The organism is Pseudoblastomonas aquimaris (genome assembly GCF_035481675.1).
Lineage (GTDB): Bacteria > Pseudomonadota > Alphaproteobacteria > Sphingomonadales > Sphingomonadaceae > Alteriqipengyuania_B.
The window spans coordinates 504,006-520,834 of record NZ_JAYJJW010000001.1; the positions used below are offsets into that span (position 1 = coordinate 504,006).

15 protein-coding genes and 1 tRNA gene are annotated in these 16,829 nt (G+C 65.4%); 3 read left to right on the plus strand and 13 right to left on the minus strand.

All coding sequences use genetic code 11. The features are described 5' to 3' along the window. Nucleotides 1-3 precede the first annotated feature (3 nt). The 3 genes from VCJ71_RS02440 to VCJ71_RS02450 all read right to left on the minus strand — a co-directional run bounded on the left by VCJ71_RS02440 (nt 4) and on the right by VCJ71_RS02450 (nt 5,892). A complete protein-coding gene (locus tag VCJ71_RS02440) occupies nt 4-3,438 on the minus strand; it encodes a TonB-dependent receptor (protein WP_324638814.1) in 3,435 nt (1,144 codons plus the stop codon). A 206-nt stretch (nt 3,439-3,644) separates the two neighbouring features. Next, nucleotides 3,645-4,562, minus strand: a complete 918-nt coding sequence (locus tag VCJ71_RS02445) for an isopenicillin N synthase family dioxygenase (RefSeq protein WP_324638815.1) — start codon at nt 4,560-4,562, stop codon at nt 3,645-3,647. A 13-nt stretch (nt 4,563-4,575) separates the two neighbouring features. Further along, nucleotides 4,576-5,892 (minus strand): NupC/NupG family nucleoside CNT transporter, encoded by a 1,317-nt coding sequence (locus tag VCJ71_RS02450; RefSeq protein ID WP_324638816.1) that lies wholly within the window; start codon nt 5,890-5,892, stop codon nt 4,576-4,578. 137 nt (nt 5,893-6,029) lie between these two features. Between VCJ71_RS02450 and VCJ71_RS02455 the strand changes: the two genes are divergently transcribed. Together VCJ71_RS02455 and VCJ71_RS02460 are read left to right on the plus strand one after the other, a co-directional pair. Beyond that, a tRNA-Ser gene (locus tag VCJ71_RS02455) sits at nt 6,030-6,119 on the plus strand. A gap of 36 nt (nt 6,120-6,155) precedes the next feature. After that, nucleotides 6,156-7,370, plus strand: a complete 1,215-nt coding sequence (locus tag VCJ71_RS02460) for a DUF819 family protein (RefSeq protein ID WP_324638817.1) — start codon at nt 6,156-6,158, stop codon at nt 7,368-7,370. On the opposite strand, the gene VCJ71_RS02465 is transcribed toward VCJ71_RS02460, so the two are convergent. The 8 genes from VCJ71_RS02465 to VCJ71_RS02500 all read right to left on the minus strand — a co-directional run bounded on the left by VCJ71_RS02465 (nt 7,367) and on the right by VCJ71_RS02500 (nt 13,347). Beyond that, complete coding sequence (locus VCJ71_RS02465; RefSeq protein ID WP_324638819.1) at nt 7,367-7,528, minus strand: hypothetical protein; 162 nt, start codon at nt 7,526-7,528, stop codon at nt 7,367-7,369. The two genes, VCJ71_RS02460 and VCJ71_RS02465, sit on opposite strands and share 4 nt — an antisense overlap. A 71-nt stretch (nt 7,529-7,599) precedes the next feature. Next, a complete protein-coding gene (locus VCJ71_RS02470) occupies nt 7,600-8,328 on the minus strand; it encodes a sulfotransferase-like domain-containing protein (RefSeq protein WP_324638820.1) in 729 nt (242 codons plus the stop codon). Beyond that, nucleotides 8,325-9,278 carry an aminotransferase class IV gene (locus VCJ71_RS02475; RefSeq protein WP_324638822.1) on the minus strand — a complete coding sequence of 318 codons (954 nt, stop codon included), beginning with the start codon at nt 9,276-9,278 and terminating at the stop codon, nt 8,325-8,327. Before VCJ71_RS02475 ends, VCJ71_RS02470 begins: the two co-directional genes overlap by 4 nt. Then, nucleotides 9,278-10,690: a dihydrolipoyl dehydrogenase gene (gene lpdA / locus VCJ71_RS02480; RefSeq protein ID WP_324638823.1), complete on the minus strand. Its 1,413-nt coding sequence runs from the start codon at nt 10,688-10,690 to the stop codon at nt 9,278-9,280. The genes VCJ71_RS02475 and lpdA overlap by 1 nt, the downstream gene beginning before the upstream one ends. An 8-nt stretch (nt 10,691-10,698) precedes the next feature. Beyond that, nucleotides 10,699-11,052, minus strand: a complete 354-nt coding sequence (locus VCJ71_RS02485) for an acyl-CoA thioesterase (protein WP_416379154.1) — start codon at nt 11,050-11,052, stop codon at nt 10,699-10,701. 38 nt (nt 11,053-11,090) lie between these two features. Further along, complete coding sequence (locus tag VCJ71_RS02490) at nt 11,091-11,585, minus strand: hypothetical protein (RefSeq protein WP_324638828.1); 495 nt, start codon at nt 11,583-11,585, stop codon at nt 11,091-11,093. A gap of 22 nt (nt 11,586-11,607) precedes the next feature. Next, the gene (locus VCJ71_RS02495) at nt 11,608-12,030 is read right to left on the minus strand and encodes a hypothetical protein (RefSeq protein WP_324638830.1); all 423 of its coding nucleotides are present in this window, start codon (nt 12,028-12,030) and stop codon (nt 11,608-11,610) included. Between the two features lie 3 nt (nt 12,031-12,033). Next, nucleotides 12,034-13,347 (minus strand): pyruvate dehydrogenase complex dihydrolipoamide acetyltransferase, encoded by a 1,314-nt coding sequence (locus VCJ71_RS02500; RefSeq protein ID WP_324638832.1) that lies wholly within the window; start codon nt 13,345-13,347, stop codon nt 12,034-12,036. A gap of 131 nt (nt 13,348-13,478) precedes the next feature. On the opposite strand from VCJ71_RS02500, the gene VCJ71_RS02505 reads away from it, so the two are divergent. After that, nucleotides 13,479-13,922: a universal stress protein gene (locus tag VCJ71_RS02505; protein WP_324638834.1), complete on the plus strand. Its 444-nt coding sequence runs from the start codon at nt 13,479-13,481 to the stop codon at nt 13,920-13,922. A 21-nt stretch (nt 13,923-13,943) separates the two neighbouring features. Here the strand turns inward: VCJ71_RS02505 and VCJ71_RS02510 are convergent, their stop codons facing one another. Both VCJ71_RS02510 and rnr read right to left on the minus strand, forming a co-directional pair. Continuing rightward, entirely contained in the window at nt 13,944-14,459 is a 516-nt protein-coding gene (locus VCJ71_RS02510; protein ID WP_324638836.1) for a peroxiredoxin-like family protein, read from the minus strand. 46 nt (nt 14,460-14,505) lie between these two features. Then, the gene (rnr, locus tag VCJ71_RS02515; RefSeq protein WP_324638838.1) at nt 14,506-16,800 is read right to left on the minus strand and encodes a ribonuclease R; all 2,295 of its coding nucleotides are present in this window, start codon (nt 16,798-16,800) and stop codon (nt 14,506-14,508) included. Nucleotides 16,801-16,829 lie beyond the last annotated feature (29 nt).

Here is a 16,829-nt window from a genome sequence, read left to right on the forward strand (position 1 = left end):
CGATCAGAACTCGTACCGGACGCCGAGCTGGATGCGCCAGATCGAGGAGCTGGTGCTGATGAATTCCTGATCGAACGGATCGAAGTCGGAAACCACGTAGCGACCGTCATCGTCGACACCGCCTTCGACCAGGCTCACGAAGTCGCTGCGGGTGCGGCGCACGTTCCAGCTGTCGTTGAGCAGGTTGAGGAAGTTGTCGAAGTCCGCGAACAGTTCGAACCGGTCGTCGATACCGATCAGGTTGCCCGGCCCCGGCAGCTGCTGGCTGAGACGCAGGTCCAGATCGAAGAACCAGTCGTCGCGGCAGGTGTTGCGCGGGATCGACTGGCCCCGGTATTCGGCGATGCAGTCGTTCTCGTCGATGTAGGCATCGAGCAAGTCGCGCGTTTCTTCCGCAGTCTGGAACCGCGAGTCTTCGTACACCACGTTCGGATCGTTGATGTCCGACGGGATGTAGAGCAGCGCGTTGTTGTTGCCCGACGAGCTGTCGTTGAACACGCCGCCACCGGCGAAGGTGATCGAGTACGGGTTGCCCGACTGCGCCCGGAAGTTGATGCCGAAGCCCGTACGGTAGCCTTCGAATAGCTCTTCGCGAACGGAGAAGGCAGCCGAGAACTTGTGACGGGTTTCGTAGTTCGAGGTCGACACGGCCGGAGCCTGGCGGTCGAACGCGGCGGTCACGTCGTAGGACGAGGTTGCGGTCGAGCTGCCGGTGTTCCGGAAGTTGTCGGCGTCGGTGAACGCATAGCCCAGGCTGACGCGTGTCGAACCGCCTTCGGTGAGGAAGCCGCCGTTGAAGCGCTTCGCCAGGATGAAGGACACGACGTGGCTTTCGTAATCCGGGCCGTTGGTCAGCTGGATTTCGTCGTCGCGCCGCGTGTTGAAGCACGCGCTGGTCACGTTGTCGTATACCGGCGGAGTGCCGCCCGTACCTTGCAGCGTGGCGGAGCAGCCTGCAGCCGTCGGATCGATCGCCGCATAGATGGGGCGACCGTCCACGGTGAAGCCGTTCAGCCCTTCGTCGATGTCGGGGGTCTGCGACAGGTCGACGAAGTTCAGCGTGTTGAGGAAGCGGCTGTAGATGTAATCCACATTCAGCGTCCAGTTGTCGAGGAACCCATCACCCGTGCCGAAGCGCGTGGCGAGGCCAAGGTTCGCACGCAGGGCCTGCGGGACCTTGAAGTTGGGATCCGTCGACTGCGTGTCGGACAGGCCACCAGCCGCTTCGTTGATAGCCGCCTGACGTGCACACTGCGGGAAGCCGGTGAACTGGCCACCCGTCACGACATCGAACTGGCCGTTGGCATCGAGTAGCCCGGCGCATTCGCCATCGAAGGTGTCGCCTTCGCCGCTGGCAAAACCATCGTTCGAAAACGCATTCGAGAAGTAGACCACCGGATCGCCGCCCGAGAACAGGCCGACGCCTGCGGTGACGCGGGTATCGTAGAAGAAACCGCCATCATCGAGTTCGTAAGTGGCTGCGAAACGCGGCAGGATCAGCGGATCGAGATCGTCGAACGCGACGGCGTTGGAGAAGCCGTAGCGACGGATAAACTCGGGGTTCTCACGCGGGGCATCTCCGCTGAAGAACTGGGCGCGAACGCCGGCCGTGATGTTGAGGCGATCGGTCGCCTGCCATTCGTCCTGCGCATAAACCGAGAAGATCGTGCGGTTGAAGCGGGCAGCCGCATCGTTGATGTCGCCCGTCGAACTGGCGCGGATGGTCCCGCCGCCAAGGCGACCGCTTGCGAGGTTGTTGGGGTTCGAGAACACGCTCGAGAACGAGCCCGGCGCAACGAGGCCGGCTTCGAAGTCAGCAAAGCTGTTGAAGAACAGCGTACCGGTCGCGTTGATGGCGAACAGGTTGTAGACTTCGAGGTCGTTGATGTCGGCGCCCAGCTTGAGCTGATGTTCGCCGGCGCGCACGTTCACCTGGAACTTCGCCTGGTCGACCTTGCTGTCGAGCTGGTTGGCCGAGCGGAAGATGCCCGGGCCGGTCGACAGGAAGCCGTTGTCGGTGTTGCCGCCGACACCGTCGGGCGACAGGACGACGAGGCGCACGGTCGGATTGTCGCTCTGCGCTTCACCGAAGCCGACCGGACCCTGGACGTCGCCCACTTCGGCGCGGCTGACGCGCAGCTCGGTTGAGATGTTGTCGGTCCAGTCCGAATACAGGCGGGCCGAGTAGTAGTCCGAGATCGTGCCTTCGTCTTCGAAGGAGTTGAGGCCGGTCAGTTCGTTGAAACCGGTGTCGCTTTCGACGTTGGTTTCCTCGAGGCGCTGGTAGCTCAATTCGAGGCGGTGATCGTCGGTGATCAGCGCGTCGAGACGGCCGAAGTAGCGCTCGCTCGCTTCCGGCAGGGCGCGCGGATATTCGCCGACATCCTGGCCGTAGACATCGCGGGCGATGCGGGCAAATTCGTTGAACTGGTCGATGTTGACGAAGGTGGCCTCGTTCGGGAAGCCGGCGCCGCGCGGACCGAAGTCATTCGAACCGCCAAGATCGGTTTCTTCGTAACCGGCGAAGAAGAACAGGCGATCGGGGATGATCGGGCCGGACAGCGTGGCGCCCCAGCGCTTCTCTTCGAACTCGGCGGGGATGAAGTCGACGTTGTCGATCGAATCGCCGCGCAGGTCTTCGTTGCGGAAGTTGAAGAAGGCGCTGCCGTGGAACTGGTTGGCGCCCGACTTGGTCACCACGTTGACGAGACAGCCGGTGAAGTCGGTGTATTCGACGTCGAACGGTGCAAACTCGACCGAAGTTTCACGGATCGTGTCGAACGGCAGCGGCAGCGAGTTACGCGCTGCGAACGGCGTGCCGTTGAGGCCGAAGACGTCTGCCTGGACGATGCCGTCGACGGTGAAGGTGTTCGAACGGTCGTTCCCGCCGAGGCAGGAGATGCGGTCGACCTCGTTGTCACGGTCGATCGAGACGCGCGGGTCGATGGCGATGATGTCGCGCACGTCGCGAGTGATCGAGGGGAATGCTTCGAGCGATTCCGAACCGAATGCGGTGCCCGGACCCACGGCGAGCTGGGTGGCCTGCACCTGCGAACCGGTCACGACGATGATGTTGCCGTCATCGACCGAGCCCTGCAGCGAGAAGGTGTAGTCGGTGTTGCCCTGCAGCGTGATGAACTGCTCTTCGACCGACTGACCTTCGTAGCCGGCGGCGGTCGCGGTGACCGTGTAGGGGCCGCCCGGGGTCAGGTTGTCGAAGAAGAAGCGGCCTTCCGAGGACGTCGTTTCGCTGCGGGTCTGGCCGGTACGCGTGTCGGTGACGGTGACGGTCGCGCCGGCAAGCGGAACCCCGTCTGCGCTTTCGACGGTGCCTTCGACACCGGAGGTGATCTGCTGCGCGGCGGCGGCAGTGGGCAGCGCCGCGGCGGCAGCCGACAGGCTGACTACGCTGGCTGCGAGGAGATACTTGAGCTTCATGGCGATACGTTCCCTTGAAATGCTATCGTCGCGCGAATCGAAATCGCGTCGAGGGCGGCTAGGGAGCCTTTATGTGTCGCCTATGTGACAGGCTAGGTTCAGGGAGCGCCTGACCCCCGTTTTTGACGGTTGTGACGGGTTTCTTTTTCGCACCGTTGCTGCATTGCAACACAAATTGCGGCCGCTGCGCCCGGCTGGCCGAAACGTCAGGCCAGGTTGATCTCGCGCAGGCGTTCCAGCAGGTAATCGTGGCTGCTGATCGGTTCCGGTGCTTCGTCGCCATCGGCCACGCAGCTTGCCAGCGGTTCGATCCGGAAATCGGGCCGGAAGTGCAGGAAGAACGGCATCGAATAGCGCGAGCGGTGGGCCGCCTCGCCGACGGGGTTCACCACGCGGTGCGTGGTCGAGCGCAGGCGGTAGTTGGTCAGGCGCTGCAGCATGTCGCCGATGTTGACGGCCAGCGCGCCCGGCGGCGGGGAGACGGGGATCCACTCCCCCTCCCGGCTCTTGAGTTCGAGGCCAGCCTCTTCCGCGCCGAGCAGCAGGGTGATCGTATTGATGTCCTCGTGCGCGGCAGCGCGGATTGCGCCCTCGCTGCCTTCGACGGGCGGATAATGGAGCAGGCGCATGACCGAATTGCCCTTGTCCACCGTCGGCGCGAACCAGTCCCTTTCCAGGCCGAGATGGATGGCGATGGCCGAGAGTATCTTTGCGCCGGCTTCCTCGAACTGGGCGTAAAGTTCGCGGAATGTGTCCTCGAAGCCATCCACCTCGCCCGGCCAGACGTTGGGCGGCATGAATTCGGCGAGCGGGTCGCCTTCGGGCAAGTCGCGGCCCACGTGCCAGAATTCCTTCAGATCGTGGATCGACGCGTCCTTGGCCTTTTCCGTGCCGAACGGCGTGTAGCCGCGCGCCCCGCCGCCGCCTTCGATCTTGTAGGCGCGCTTGGTTTCGTCGGGCAGCGCGAAGAATTCGCGGCTCTTCGCTTCGGCGCGGGCAATCAGGTCCTGGTCGATCCCGTGGTCGCGGACGATGGCAAAGCCGTACTCGGAAAAGCTGCGGCCGAGCTCGTCGGCGAAGTCTTCGAGCGGGTTGGCGAGCGAAACGGAGGCAATCTGGGTCATGCCCGGCCCGATATTACGCCAGCATCAGACCTGCAAGCGCCGCGCTCATCAAATTGGCGAGCGAGCCGGCCGCCAGCGCGCGCAGGCCAAGCCGCGCGATGACCGGGCGCTGATTGGGCGCAAGCCCGCCCGTCACCGCCATCTGGATCGCAATCGAGCTGAAATTGGCAAAGCCGCACAGCGCGAAAATGGCGATTGCACGGCTGCGTTCGCTCAGCGCGCCTTCGGCCAGATCCTTGAGCTCGATGAAGGCAACGAATTCGTTGAGGACGATCTTGGTGCCGAACAGCCCTCCCGCGACCTGGGCCTCGCCCCACGGAATGCCGAGCAGCCACATGACGGGCGCGAAGATGGTCCCCAGGATGGCCTGGAAGGAAAGGTCGGGATAGCCGAACCAGCCGCCGATCCCGCCGAGTAACCCGTTGGCCAGCGCGACGAGGGCGACAAAGGCCAGCACCATCGCGCCGACTGCCACCGCCAGCTTGAGGCCGGTCTGCGCGCCTTGTGCGGCAGCCTCGATGATGTTGGATGCGCGCTCGTCGTCGGCCGTGGCTTCCGCCAGTTCGTGATCGTGCGAGGCGTGGCGCTCGGTAATGGCCGCCGGCCCTTCCCCGCTGACCCGCTTGTTCGGCAGGGCAAGCTCGCCTTCTGCGGCGGCGCTGGGCTCGCCGTCGTCCGGCATGATGATCTTCGCCATCAGGATGCCGCCGGGGGCGGACATGAAGGCGGCGGCGAGGAGGTACGGCAGGAATTCCGAACCGAGCAGGCCGGCGTAAGCGGCAAGGATCGTTCCGGCGACCCCGGCCATGCCGACGCTCATCAGGGTGAACAGGCGGCTGGGCGTAAGGGCGGCGAGATAGGGACGGACCACCAGCGGGCTTTCGGACTGGCCGACGAAGATGTTGGCCGCGCTGGCGAGCGCCTCCACCCGGCTGATGCCGGTGATCCAGCCGATCGCCCCGCCCACCCAGCGCACGATGCGTTGCATGATGCCGAGGTGGTAGAGGATCGAGATGATCGAGGCGAAGAAGATGATGACGGGCAATGCCGCGAGCGCGAAGGTGTTCACGAAGGGGTTGGTGTCGGGCGGCCCAAACAGGAAAGCCGTGCCCGCATCGGCATAGCCGAGCAGCGCGGAGACCCCCCGCGCCATCCCGTCAATCGCCGCGCGCCCCCACTCGGTGCGCAAGACCAGAAAGGCGAGCAATGCCTGAAGCGCGAAGGCCGCGCCCACGATCCGAAGGCGGATCCGCCGCTTGCCGACCGACAGCAGGAACGCGATCGCCAGGATCGCCACGATACCGAGAATATTGATCAGCCAGACGGGCACGCACGCCTCCCTATCGGCCTTGCGGCCCTTGACCCAGTGCGACGCCCTCTTTCCCGCCCTTCAGGCCTGTGTCAAACGCCGCTGTGCAGCAAGCGGGTGACAAGCGCGCCCCGCCTCGCTAGCGGGGCTTTGCTCGCGGACAGGTGGCAGAGCGGTTGAATGCACCGGTCTTGAAAACCGGCAAGGGTGCAAGCCCTTCGTGGGTTCGAATCCCACCCTGTCCGCCAGACCATTGAACGATGCCTTGGGAGGGGCTTCGAAACGTGATTTCAGACGACCGGATCATCTTCGGGCTGCTTGCAGCCGTGCTCGCCTTCGTATTCGCGACGCGTGGCCGCGCGGGCTGGGCGAAGTTCTATACTTTCGTGCCGATCATCCTCGTCTGCTATCTCGTGCCGTCGCTGATGGTGACCTTCGGGCTGATCGACGTGAGCGAAAGCCAGCTGTGGCCCGCCGCCAAGGACTATTTCCTGCCCGCCGCGCTGTTCCTGATGACGCTCAGCATCGACATGAAGGGCATCATCGGCCTGGGGGCGAAGGCGCTCATCATGTTCGGCACGGCGACGCTCGGCATCATCATCGGCGGGCCCATCGCGCTGTGGACGGTCGCGCAGTTCGACCCCTCGATCATCGGCACCGGCGATACGGCGGCCTGGCGCGGGCTTGCCACGCTGGCGGGCAGCTGGATCGGCGGCGGCGCGAACCAGACTGCCATGCTGGAGGTCTATGGCTACGACGAGAGCCGCTATGCAGCGCTGATTGCAGTCGACATCATCGTCGCGAACATCTGGATGGTTTTCCTGCTCTACGGCGCCGGCGCCAGCGAGCGGGTGGACCGCTGGCTCGGCGCCGACAGCAGCGCCATCGACCGGTTGCGCGACAAGATGGCCAACTACACCGCCTCGGTCGAGCGGGTTGCCAGCGCCAACGATCTGGTCCTGCTTCTGGGCGCGACCTTTGCCGTGGTCGGGCTGTCGCACCTCGTGGGTACGGGGCTGGAAGCGTTTTTCGCCGATCTGCTGGGCCCCGAAAGCGTGCTCGCCAGCAGCTTCTTCTGGGTCGTGGTCGTCGCCACTACGCTGGGCCTGGGGGCCAGTTTCACGCGGGCGCGCGACCTCGAAGGCGTCGGCGCATCGAAGTTCGGCACGGTATTCATCTTCATGCTGGTCGCGATCATCGGCACCAAGATGAACATTCTGCAGCTGGGCGATGCGCCCGGTTTCATGGCGGTCGGGCTGATCTGGATGCTGGTGCACGTCATCCTGCTGCTCGCGGTCGCCAAGATAATCCGGGCGCCGTTTTTCTTCGTCGCGGTGGGCAGCAAGGCAAATGTCGGCGGCGCGGCCTCCGCACCGGTCGTCGCCGCAGCATTCCATCCGGCGCTGGCACCGGTTGGCGTGCTGCTGGCCGTCCTCGGCTATGCGGTCGGGACCTATGGCGCGATCATCTGCGCGGAGATGATGCGCGCGATCGGTTAGTCGTCAGACTTTTTCTCGCGATCTTCCGGCAAAGTCGTGAGTTCGCGGTACTGCTCCGTCTTTTCCTTCGGATAGCGGCTCGGCGTGGTCGAGCCCTGGTTCATCAGCGCGCGATGGTCCTTGATCGTCTTGCTGTCTTCGTTCGTTTTGTCGGTCATGGGATACTCCTTGCCCCACCAACGGACAGGGCGCGGAAGGGTTTCGCGTGCCCTGCCGCCAGCGCGCACAATCAAGCCGAAATAGCGTGACGCGCGAGCGCTTCGTAATCCGCCCGGCAGGCCTCCGCCGCCCGCGCATATTCGCCGTCCAGATCGGGCATATCGCGCGGTGGCGGCCCGAAACTTGTCGAGGCGTTCACCGCATCGTACCAGTGCGCGCCCCAAACACCGTCTTCTGCATGAGGCCCCCTGGCCCAGCCCAGCATTGCCGGGTCCCAGGCAATGCCCACCGCCTCACACAGCTTCGCCAGCACGGCGGCAGGCGCGGCGAGGATGGCGTCGCTATCGACCACCGGCGGCGCGCTTCCCAGCCGGTCCGCCTCCCGCTCGAAATAGTCGCGCACCTGCGCAAAGCCGAGCTCCTCGACGCTGCGCAATTCGTTCTTCTTGCGATAGCTCGCCACGACCCGCTCCGGCGCGCGGATCAGGAAGGCGTGGCGGTGGCCCGGCATGTCGTCGATGGAAACCGGGCCGACCATGTGATGCGGCATGTGCTTCTGGTACCAGACGGGTGCGCCGCCCGGCGCCTCCCCGGACTGCGCGCGAAGCACCGATTGCCAGTCGCAATCCATGTCGGCGATGGTTTCCGCAGCCATCGGGTGCTGCGCGCCGCTTTGCTTGAGGTACGCGCCATAGAACGGCTCGTCCGATACCGCGCAGTCGCTCCGCGCGCCGAAGCTGCGCATCATCGCGGTCGAGATATTGCGCGGGCCCGACCACATGGCGATGCGGACCGTCACGCCTGTCCCGAGCTTTGCCGAAGGGGGCGCTCTCGTGCCGAAACGTCGGCGCCGATCCGCTCGAGATAAAGCTGCTGCAAGCGTTCCACCATCGGCCCGCGCTCCTTGTCGAGCACGCGGCCGTCGACCGTGCCGACCGGAGCCACCCCGGCGAAGGTGCCTGTGGTGAAGGCTTCGTCCGCGCCGTAGACGTGGGTGAGAGAGAAATTGCGTTCGAAGGTCGGGATGCCCGCTGCCCGCGCGATTTCCAGCACCACGCCGCGGGTGATTCCGTCGAGGCAATAATCGCCGCTGCTGGTCCACACCTCGCCATCGCGCACGATGAAGAAGTGGGTAGAATTGCAGGTGGCGACGAAGCCGTGTGGGTCGAGCATCAGCCCCTCGTCCGCCCCGGCCTGCGTCGCCTGGATACAGGCGGTGATGCAGTTCAGCTTGCTGTGCGAATTCAGCATCGGGTCCTGCACGTCGGGGTAGCCGCGCCGCACGTGCACCGTGGCGAGATCGAGCATGCGGGTCGCGGTTTCCGGTGCAGGCTCCTTCCATTCGGGGATGATGACGATGGTCGCCGGCGTCACCACCACGCGCGGGTCCTGGTACGGCGTGGAGCGGATGCCGCGGGTCACCATCAGGCGCAGGTGCGCGCCGCCATCGTCCATCCCGTTGGCATCGAGCACGGCGTAAAGCCGCCGCTCCAGCTCCGCCCGGTCGACCCCGATGTCCATCGCGATGGCTTTCGCCCCGCGGTAAAGGCGGTCGAGGTGCCGGTCGAGGAAAGCCAGCCGGCCGCGGTGGAGGCGGATACCTTCCCACACGCCGTCGCCCAGCATGAACCCGCTGTCGAAGACGCTGACCTTCGCTTCCTCGCGCGCAAAGTGCTCGCCGTTGACGTCGATCAGGATCGCCGCGTTGCGCGGATCGGGCAGGTAGCTGTGGGTGCCCCGCCCCTCCACTAGATGTGGATCGCCTTGCCGTAGGCCGCGAGCACGCTTTCGTGCATCATCTCGCTCAAGGTCGGGTGGGCGAAGACCGTGTTCATCAGCTCTGCCTCGGTCGTCTCCAGCGTCTTGCCGACGACATAGCCCTGGATCAGTTCGGTCACTTCCGCGCCGATCATGTGCGCGCCCAGCAGTTCGCCGGTCTTCGCGTCGAACACGGTCTTGATGAAGCCGTTCGCCTCGCCCAGCGCGATCGCCTTGCCGTTGCCGATGAAGGGGAAATTGCCGACCTTCACCTCGTGCCCCGCTTCCTTCGCCTTCGCCTCGGTCAGGCCGACGCTGGCGACTTGCGGGTGGCAATAGGTGCAGCCGGGGATGTTGCGCTTGTCCAGCGCATGCGGGTGCACGTCCTTGTTGCCCAGTTCCTGGGCAATGCTTTCCGCCGCGCACACCCCTTCGTGGCTGGCCTTGTGCGCCAGCCACGGGCCGGGCACGCAGTCGCCGATCGCCCACAGGCCCTTGGTCTTCGTGCGGCCATAGTCGTCGATCTGGATGAAGCCGCGGTCCATTTCGACCAGCTTGTCGATGCCGATATTCTCGGTGTTGGGCTGGATGCCGATGGCGACGATGGCGTGGCTGAACTCTTCGGTCGCGACCTTTCCATCCTTCCCCTTGATCTTCGCGGTCACGCCCTTGTCGGAGGCCTTCAGGTCTTCGAGCCCCGTTCCCGTGCGGATCGTCATGCCCTGCTTGGTGAGCGACTTTTCGAGGAAGGCGGACACCTCCTCGTCTTCCACCGGCACGATCCGCTCGAGCATTTCGACCACGGTCACTTCGGCGCCCATGTCGTTGTAGAAGCTGGCGAATTCGATCCCGATCGCACCGCTGCCGATGACCAGCAGTTTCGTCGGCATTTCGGGCGGGGTCATCGCGGTGCGATAGGTCCAGACGCGCTTGCCGTCCGCCGGGGCGAAGGGCAGGTCGCGCGCGCGTGCACCGGTGGCGAGGATGACGTGCTTGGCGGTCAGCTTCTCTTCACCCTTTTGGCCCTTCACCGTCATCGAGGTGGCGCCGGTCATCGTGCCCTCCCCCATGTGGACGGGGATCTTGTTCTTCTTCATCAGGTGAGTGACGCCCTGGCTCAGCTGCTTCGCCACGCCGCGGCTGCGCTTCACCACGGCGTCCAGGTCGGCCTCGATCCCTTGCGCTTTCAGGCCGTAATCGCCGGCGTTCTGCATGTAATGCATGACCTCGGCGGAGCGGAGCAACGCCTTGGTCGGGATGCAGCCCCAGTTGAGGCAGATGCCGCCCAGGTTCTCCCGCTCCACGATGGCGGTCTTCAGCCCCAGCTGCGCGCAGCGGATCGCCGCGACATAGCCGCCGGGGCCGCTTCCGAGAACGATGACGTCGTAATTGGTATCAGCCATAAATCTCTCTAATCATTTGCAGAAAGCGTGGCGGCATCCACCGCGCGCGGTCTGTCGTTTTCGTCCAGAAGAACAAATTTGAAGGTGCCGCTGGCCACCATCGTCTCCGCCTCGCCGTTGCGTTCGCGCGCGATGGCCTCTGCCCTCACGGTCAGCGAGGTGTTCCCGGTGGCCGCGAGGTCGCAATAGACGCTCAGCTCGTCGCCCACCGCCATCGCGCCGGGGAAGGCGAAATCGGTGGCGGAGACGACGACCGCCTTGCCCTGTCCCACCCGGCTCGCCAGCGACCCTGCGCCGAGCGCCATCTGGCTCATCAGCCAGCCGCCGAACACCCCGCCATACGGATTGGTGTCCGCCGGCATGGCGGTGACGCGGATCAAGGGCTGGCGCACTTCCACGATCAGCCGGCCACCATCTCGAGGTATTCGGACTTCACCCAGCCTTGCGCGCAGGGGCTGGAATAGTTCTGCTCCGTCGCCACGGGCGTACCGGTGCCGCAGTCCTTGGCCTGTTCGCTGTCTTTCGAATAGACCACGCCGGACCACTCGCCCGCCGTGTCGCACACGCTGACCATCTGGTCCGGATCGAGCCGGTCGCGCTCTTTCGTTTCCACGCTCGGCGCATCGCGCACGGATAGGTAATTGTCGCCGTCCGGATTGAGGTTGGCGACCTTGGCCGCGGTGCCGCAGGCGTCCATATCCGCCTCCCCACCAATCTTGATCGGTCGCGGAATGGGTCCGTCGTAAGCCATCGAAGGCTCGCCGGACGGCGCTGAGGTAGTGGCTTCTGCGGCCGCCGGCCCGACTTGCGCATCGGCTTCCGCTTCGCCGAGATCCTGCCCCTGCGAACACGCGGCGAGAGCGGCGATCGCCCCGATGGTCACGAATTCGCGCATTCCGTTTCTCCTCTCCGGCAGGCTAGCCCGCAGTCAGCACGATATTGACCGCTTTCACCCAGCCGGCCTTGCACGGCCCGTCATAGGCGCGCTCCTCTGCGACAGGTGACGACACGCGACAGTCGCCCAGTTCCTGGAAGTCGCCGCTGGGATAGACGATGCCCTGCCATTCGCCGCGGCCTTCGCACAGCCAGACGAGCGAGCGTTCGGGCAATTCGTCCAGCGTGTCCGCATGCTCTGCCGGCGCCGCGACGACGGCGAGCGTCGCGTCGGTGCTGAAATCCTCGCTCATGGTGCGGCCCACGCCGCCGCAGGCATCCATGTCCGGCCCGTCGAGCCCGATGGTTACGGCGACGGGGTCGGGGACCACCGGCGGCGCCTCCCACTCCTGCGCGGTCGGGGGCACCGCCAGCGTCGCGGCAAGCAGGATCGCGGTCAGCCGCACGGCCTAGGCCAGCATTCCGAGCGGGTTTTCGCACAAGGTCTTGAACGCTTCCATCAGCTGCGCCCCGTCGGCACCGTCGATGGCGCGATGGTCGAAGCTGCCGGTCGCGCTCATCACCGTGGCGATGCCGAGTTCGCCGTCGATGACATACGGCCGCTGCTCGCCCGCGCCCACCGCCAGGATCATGCCCTGCGGCGGGTTGATGACCGCGTCGAACTGCTTGGTACCGAACATGCCGAGGTTGGAAAGGCTGGCCGTGCCGCCCTGATATTCGTGCGGCTGCAATTTGCCGTCGCGCGCCTTGCCGGCGAGCTCCTTCATTTCCGTGCTGATCTGCGCGAGGCCCTTGCGCCCGGCATCGGTGATGATCGGCGTGATGAGGCCGCTGGGCGCTGCCACGGCGACGGAGATATCCTGGCGCGAATATTCGTGCAGCTCCTCGCCCTGGAAGCTGACGTTGCATTTCGGCACGCGGGCGAGCGCGCGGGCCAGCGCCTTGATGAGCAGGTCGTTGACCGACAGCTTCACGCCGTCAGCCTCAAGGCTGGCGTTAAGCTGCTTGCGCAGGTCGAGCAGCGCGTCGAGGCGCACGTCCACCGTCAGGTAGATATGCGGCACGGTCTGCTTCGCTTCGGTGAGGCGGCGGGCGATGACCTTGCGCACGTTGTTGAGCTTGGTCGCCTCGTACGGCGCACCGAATTCGCTTTCCGCCGGAGTCCTTGCCGGGGTGGCGGGCTTGTCCATGCTCTGTGTGGGAGCGGGAGCCGCGCCCTTCGCCGCGCCTTCGAGGTCCGCTTTCACGATGCGGCCGTTGGGGCCGGAGCCGGTCACGCCGGACAGGTCGATGCCTTCCTGCTCTGCGATCCGCCGGGCCAGCGGCGAAGCGACGATGCGTTTCCCGTCGGGCGCCGGTGCCGGGGAGGATGCAGCGGGAGCGCGGGCGGGCTCTGCGCTCTCGCGGGGCTCCGCCTTGGCAGGCTCGGCCTTCGTTTCCCCAAAGGCGTCCGCCTTCTCAGCGGCAGGCGCTGCTTCGGCTTCCCCGCCGCCGGACGATGCCGCTGCGTCCAGGTCCTCGCCGTCTTCGGCCAGCATCGCGATGACCGCGCCGACCTTCACGCCTTCCGTGCCTTCGTCGATCTCGATGGAAGCGATCGTGCCTTCATCGACGGCTTCGAATTCCATCGTCGCCTTGTCGGTCTCGATCTCGGCGAGGATGTCGCCGGCGGCAACGCTGTCGCCCTTTTTCACCAGCCACTTGGCCAGGGTGCCTTCTTCCATCGTCGGGGAAAGCGCGGGCATCTTGATCGCGATTGCCATGGGTGCCGTAACGTCCTTTCGGGTCAAACCGGTATCGGCGATGCTTTGGCCGATTGCGCCTTTGCGGGCAAGGTCTTGCATAGGCGGACCGCCGCACGCATAGCTATGCAAGAGGGATCGGGAGGATTGCCATGCGAACCTATCTGGTGGTTCTGGACGATACGGCAGAGGCGCAGACCGCGCTGCGTTTCGCAGGCCGCCGCGCACTTGCGACCAATGGACAGGTGCAGATCCTGGCCGTGGCGCCAAAGCAGGACTTCGTCGCGTTCGGCGGTATCCAGGCGACCATCGAGGAAGAGGCGCGCGACCGGGCCGAGGTAAAAGCCATGAGCGCGGCCGGAAACCTCTTTTCCGAAAGCGGGCGGATGCCCAAGATCAGCGTGAAGATGGGCCCGCCCGAAGAGGTGATTGCCGAATACCTCGCCGAACACGAAGAGGTCACCGCGCTGGTGCTGGGCGCGGCAGGCGCGGGCAATCCGGGGCCGCTGGTGACGCACTTCGCGGCCAACGCCTCCGCCTTGCCCTGCCCGCTAATCATCGTGCCCGAAGGTGTCAGCGCGACTGCGGAAACCTGAGCGACGCCCGGACCAATCGGCTCAGGTAAGGTCGCCGCGCGCCGGGTAATTGTTCTCCATCACGAAATCGAGATTGTCGAGCAACTGGTCGATCGGCGGCCGGGTGAATGGCGCGCTTTGCATCTGCGCCATGAACAAGGTGCCGTCCGGCCTCACGAGAAAAAGCCCGGGTTCCGAAAACACGTCCGGCTCCTCGCTGCCTTCGCGCTTCGACGATATGTAGAGGCCCCATTCGCGGGCCTTGTCCTCGCTCATGGAATGGGCCAGCGGCAGGTTGTGCGTTTCCCAATCCTCGTGGCTGACCATCGCGCGTTCCTCGCTGTCCATCGACACCGCAAAGACGTTGATCCCCCGCTTCGTAATCTCGTCCAGCTTGCCGCCGATCTCGGTGAGGTACTTCTTGCAGATCGGGCAATGCTTGCCGCGATAGAACACCAGCATCGTAAAGTTTTCGGGCGACTGGTCGGCGAGCACGAAGCGCGCGTCGATCGTGAGCGGCAGGTCGAGCGACGGGACGGGCTGGTTGGGCTTGAGCATGGACTTCTCCTTTGTCGGTCCAATGGGCGAGCCGGCCGGAGCGTTCCTATTTCCGCTTGCGACCCTGGTGCTTGATGTTGCCCGGGCGGCCACGCCTCCCTGTCATGTGTTTTTGGCCGGTCAAGTGTTTCTGCTTGCCGTCGGGGTGCTTGCCGCGGCCCTTTTTCTTCGGCGCGGGCCTGTCGCCGCGGCGTTCGATCTTCGATGCACCGTCGGGCAATTCGAACTTGAGCGCGCCGGTGAGCGGGTTCGCCTCTGCCAGTCGCAGCTTCAGCTTGTCGCCCACGGCAAAGCTGTTGCCGGTGCGTTCGCCGACCAGCTTCTGTGCCGTTTCGTCGTAGCGATAATAATCGTCGCCCAGCACGCTGACCGGGACCAGCCCGTCGCCGCCTAGGCCGAGGATCGTGGCGAAGAAGCCGAAGCTCTGCACCCCGGTGATGCGGGTTTCGAAAACCTCGTCCACGCGCCCTGCCAGCCACGCCGCGACATAGCGGTCGATCGTGTCGCGTTCCGCCTCCATCGCGCGGCGCTCCGCCTTGCTGATGGCGTCGGCAATCCGGCCCAGGTCCTCGCGGTCGCGATCGGACAGGCCGCTGGTCGCGGGCAGCTTCGCCTTCGGCTTCGCTTGTTCCAGGCCGAAGGCATCGACCAGCGCGCGGTGGACCAGCAAGTCGGCATAGCGCCGGATCGGCGAGGTGAAGTGGGCGTAGGAGCCGAGAGCAAGGCCGAAGTGCCCCGCATTGGTCGGCCCGTAATAGGCCTGCGTCTGCGTGCGCAGCACGGCCTCCATCACCAGCGCCTTTTCCGCCTCGTCGGTCACGTCCTTCAGCATGCGGTTGAACAGGCCCGGCGTGACCACCTGGCCTAGTGCGAGGTTGCGGTCGTAAATCTTCAGCAGGTCGCGCAGGGCGACCAGCTTCTCCCGGCTCGGCGTTTCGTGGACGCGGTAGACGACGGGCGACTTCTTGCCTTCAAGCACCTTGGCCGCCGCGACGTTGGCGGCGATCATGAAGTCTTCCACCACGCGGTGCGCGTCGAGCCGTTCGCGCACGGCGATCTCGGCGATCTTGCCCTGGTCGTCCAGGATCACGCGGCGTTCGGGCAGTTCCAGTTCCAGCGGGTCGCGCTTCGCGCGTGCAGCGGCGAGCAGTTTCCACGCCCCCCACAGGTGCTGCAGGTTCTCGCGCGCGCTGCCATCATCGATGCGGGCCTGCGCGTCCTCGTACGGGATGACTTCGGAAATCCGCACCAGCGCGCGGGTGAAGCGCCAGTCGCGCACCGTGCCATCCTTCGCGATGCGGATGTGGCAGGCCATGGCCGCGCGGTCCTCGCCTTCGCGCAAGGAGCAGACGTCGGCGCTGAGCACTTCGGGCAGCATCGGCACGACGCGGTCGGGGAAATAGACGGAGTTGCCGCGCTTCCTCGCCTCGCGGTCGAGTTGCCCACCGGGGCGGACGTAATAGGACACGTCGGCGATGGCGATCAGCGCCTTGTAGCCGCCTTCCCCGTCCGGCTCCGCCCAGATCGCGTCGTCATGGTCGCGCGCGTCGGCGGGATCGATGGCGACAATGGGCAAATCGCGCAGGTCTTCCCGCTTGTCGGCCGTGACCGGCAGTTTCGCGGCGAGCTCGGCTTCGGCAATCGCCTCGTCGGGGAAGACATGCGGGATGCCGTGTTTGCTGATGGCGATCAGGCTGAAGCTCTTGGGTGCCAGCGGGTCGCCATAGACTTCGACCACCTTCACGCCGGAGCGCGGGCCGCGGCCCGCGGGTTCGGCCAGGACAAGCTGGCCTTCCCCGGCATTGCCAAGGTCCTTGATCGGACTGGACTGGCGGATCTTCTTGTCGGTAGGCGCGAGCCACGGCTTGCCGCTGCCGTCCAGCTCGACCACGCCGAGCAGGCCGTCGGTCTTGTTGGGCAGCGTCTTCATCGGATGCGCGCGCCAGCCGTTACCGGCCTCTTCGGTGCGCGCCAGCACCCGGTCGCCGCGCTTCAACGCGGCTTGCTTCTTCTTTTCGACCAGCCGCAGCCGCGGAGGCGGTGTCGCATCATCGGGAGACCAGCTTTCCGGGATCGCGATGGCCTCGCCATCCTCGATATCGACGACCTTCAGCACGGTGACCTTGGGCACGCCGCCCATCTTGTGGAATGCGCTCGCCTTGCCGTCGATCAGGCCTTCCTCGGCCATGTCCTTCAACAGGCGTTTCAGCGCGATCTTTTCCTGTCCCTTGATGCCGAAGGCCTTGGCGATTTCGCGCTTGCCGGCCGGACGATCGCTGGACTGGATGAATTCGATGACCTGCTCGCGTGTCGGCAGGCCGTATTTCTTCTGTTTTTTCATGTGCCGCCCATGTGGGGTCGCAGGCGGCG

Coding starts and splice junctions, on each gene's coding strand:
- VCJ71_RS02440 (WP_324638814.1), bottom strand. CDS start 3,438: ATGAAGCTCAAGTATCTCCTCGCAGCCAGCGTAGTCAGCCTGTCGGCT.
- VCJ71_RS02445 (WP_324638815.1), bottom strand. CDS start 4,562: ATGACCCAGATTGCCTCCGTTTCGCTCGCCAACCCGCTCGAAGACTTC.
- VCJ71_RS02465 (WP_324638819.1), bottom strand. CDS start 7,528: ATGACCGACAAAACGAACGAAGACAGCAAGACGATCAAGGACCATCGC.
- lpdA (WP_324638823.1), bottom strand. CDS start 10,690: ATGGCTGATACCAATTACGACGTCATCGTTCTCGGAAGCGGCCCCGGC.
- VCJ71_RS02485 (WP_416379154.1), bottom strand. CDS start 11,052: ATGCCGGCGGACACCAATCCGTATGGCGGGGTGTTCGGCGGCTGGCTG.
- VCJ71_RS02490 (WP_324638828.1), bottom strand. CDS start 11,585: ATGCGCGAATTCGTGACCATCGGGGCGATCGCCGCTCTCGCCGCGTGT.
- VCJ71_RS02500 (WP_324638832.1), bottom strand. CDS start 13,347: ATGGCAATCGCGATCAAGATGCCCGCGCTTTCCCCGACGATGGAAGAA.
- VCJ71_RS02505 (WP_324638834.1), top strand. CDS start 13,479: ATGCGAACCTATCTGGTGGTTCTGGACGATACGGCAGAGGCGCAGACC.
- VCJ71_RS02510 (WP_324638836.1), bottom strand. CDS start 14,459: ATGCTCAAGCCCAACCAGCCCGTCCCGTCGCTCGACCTGCCGCTCACG.
- rnr (WP_324638838.1), bottom strand. CDS start 16,800: ATGAAAAAACAGAAGAAATACGGCCTGCCGACACGCGAGCAGGTCATC.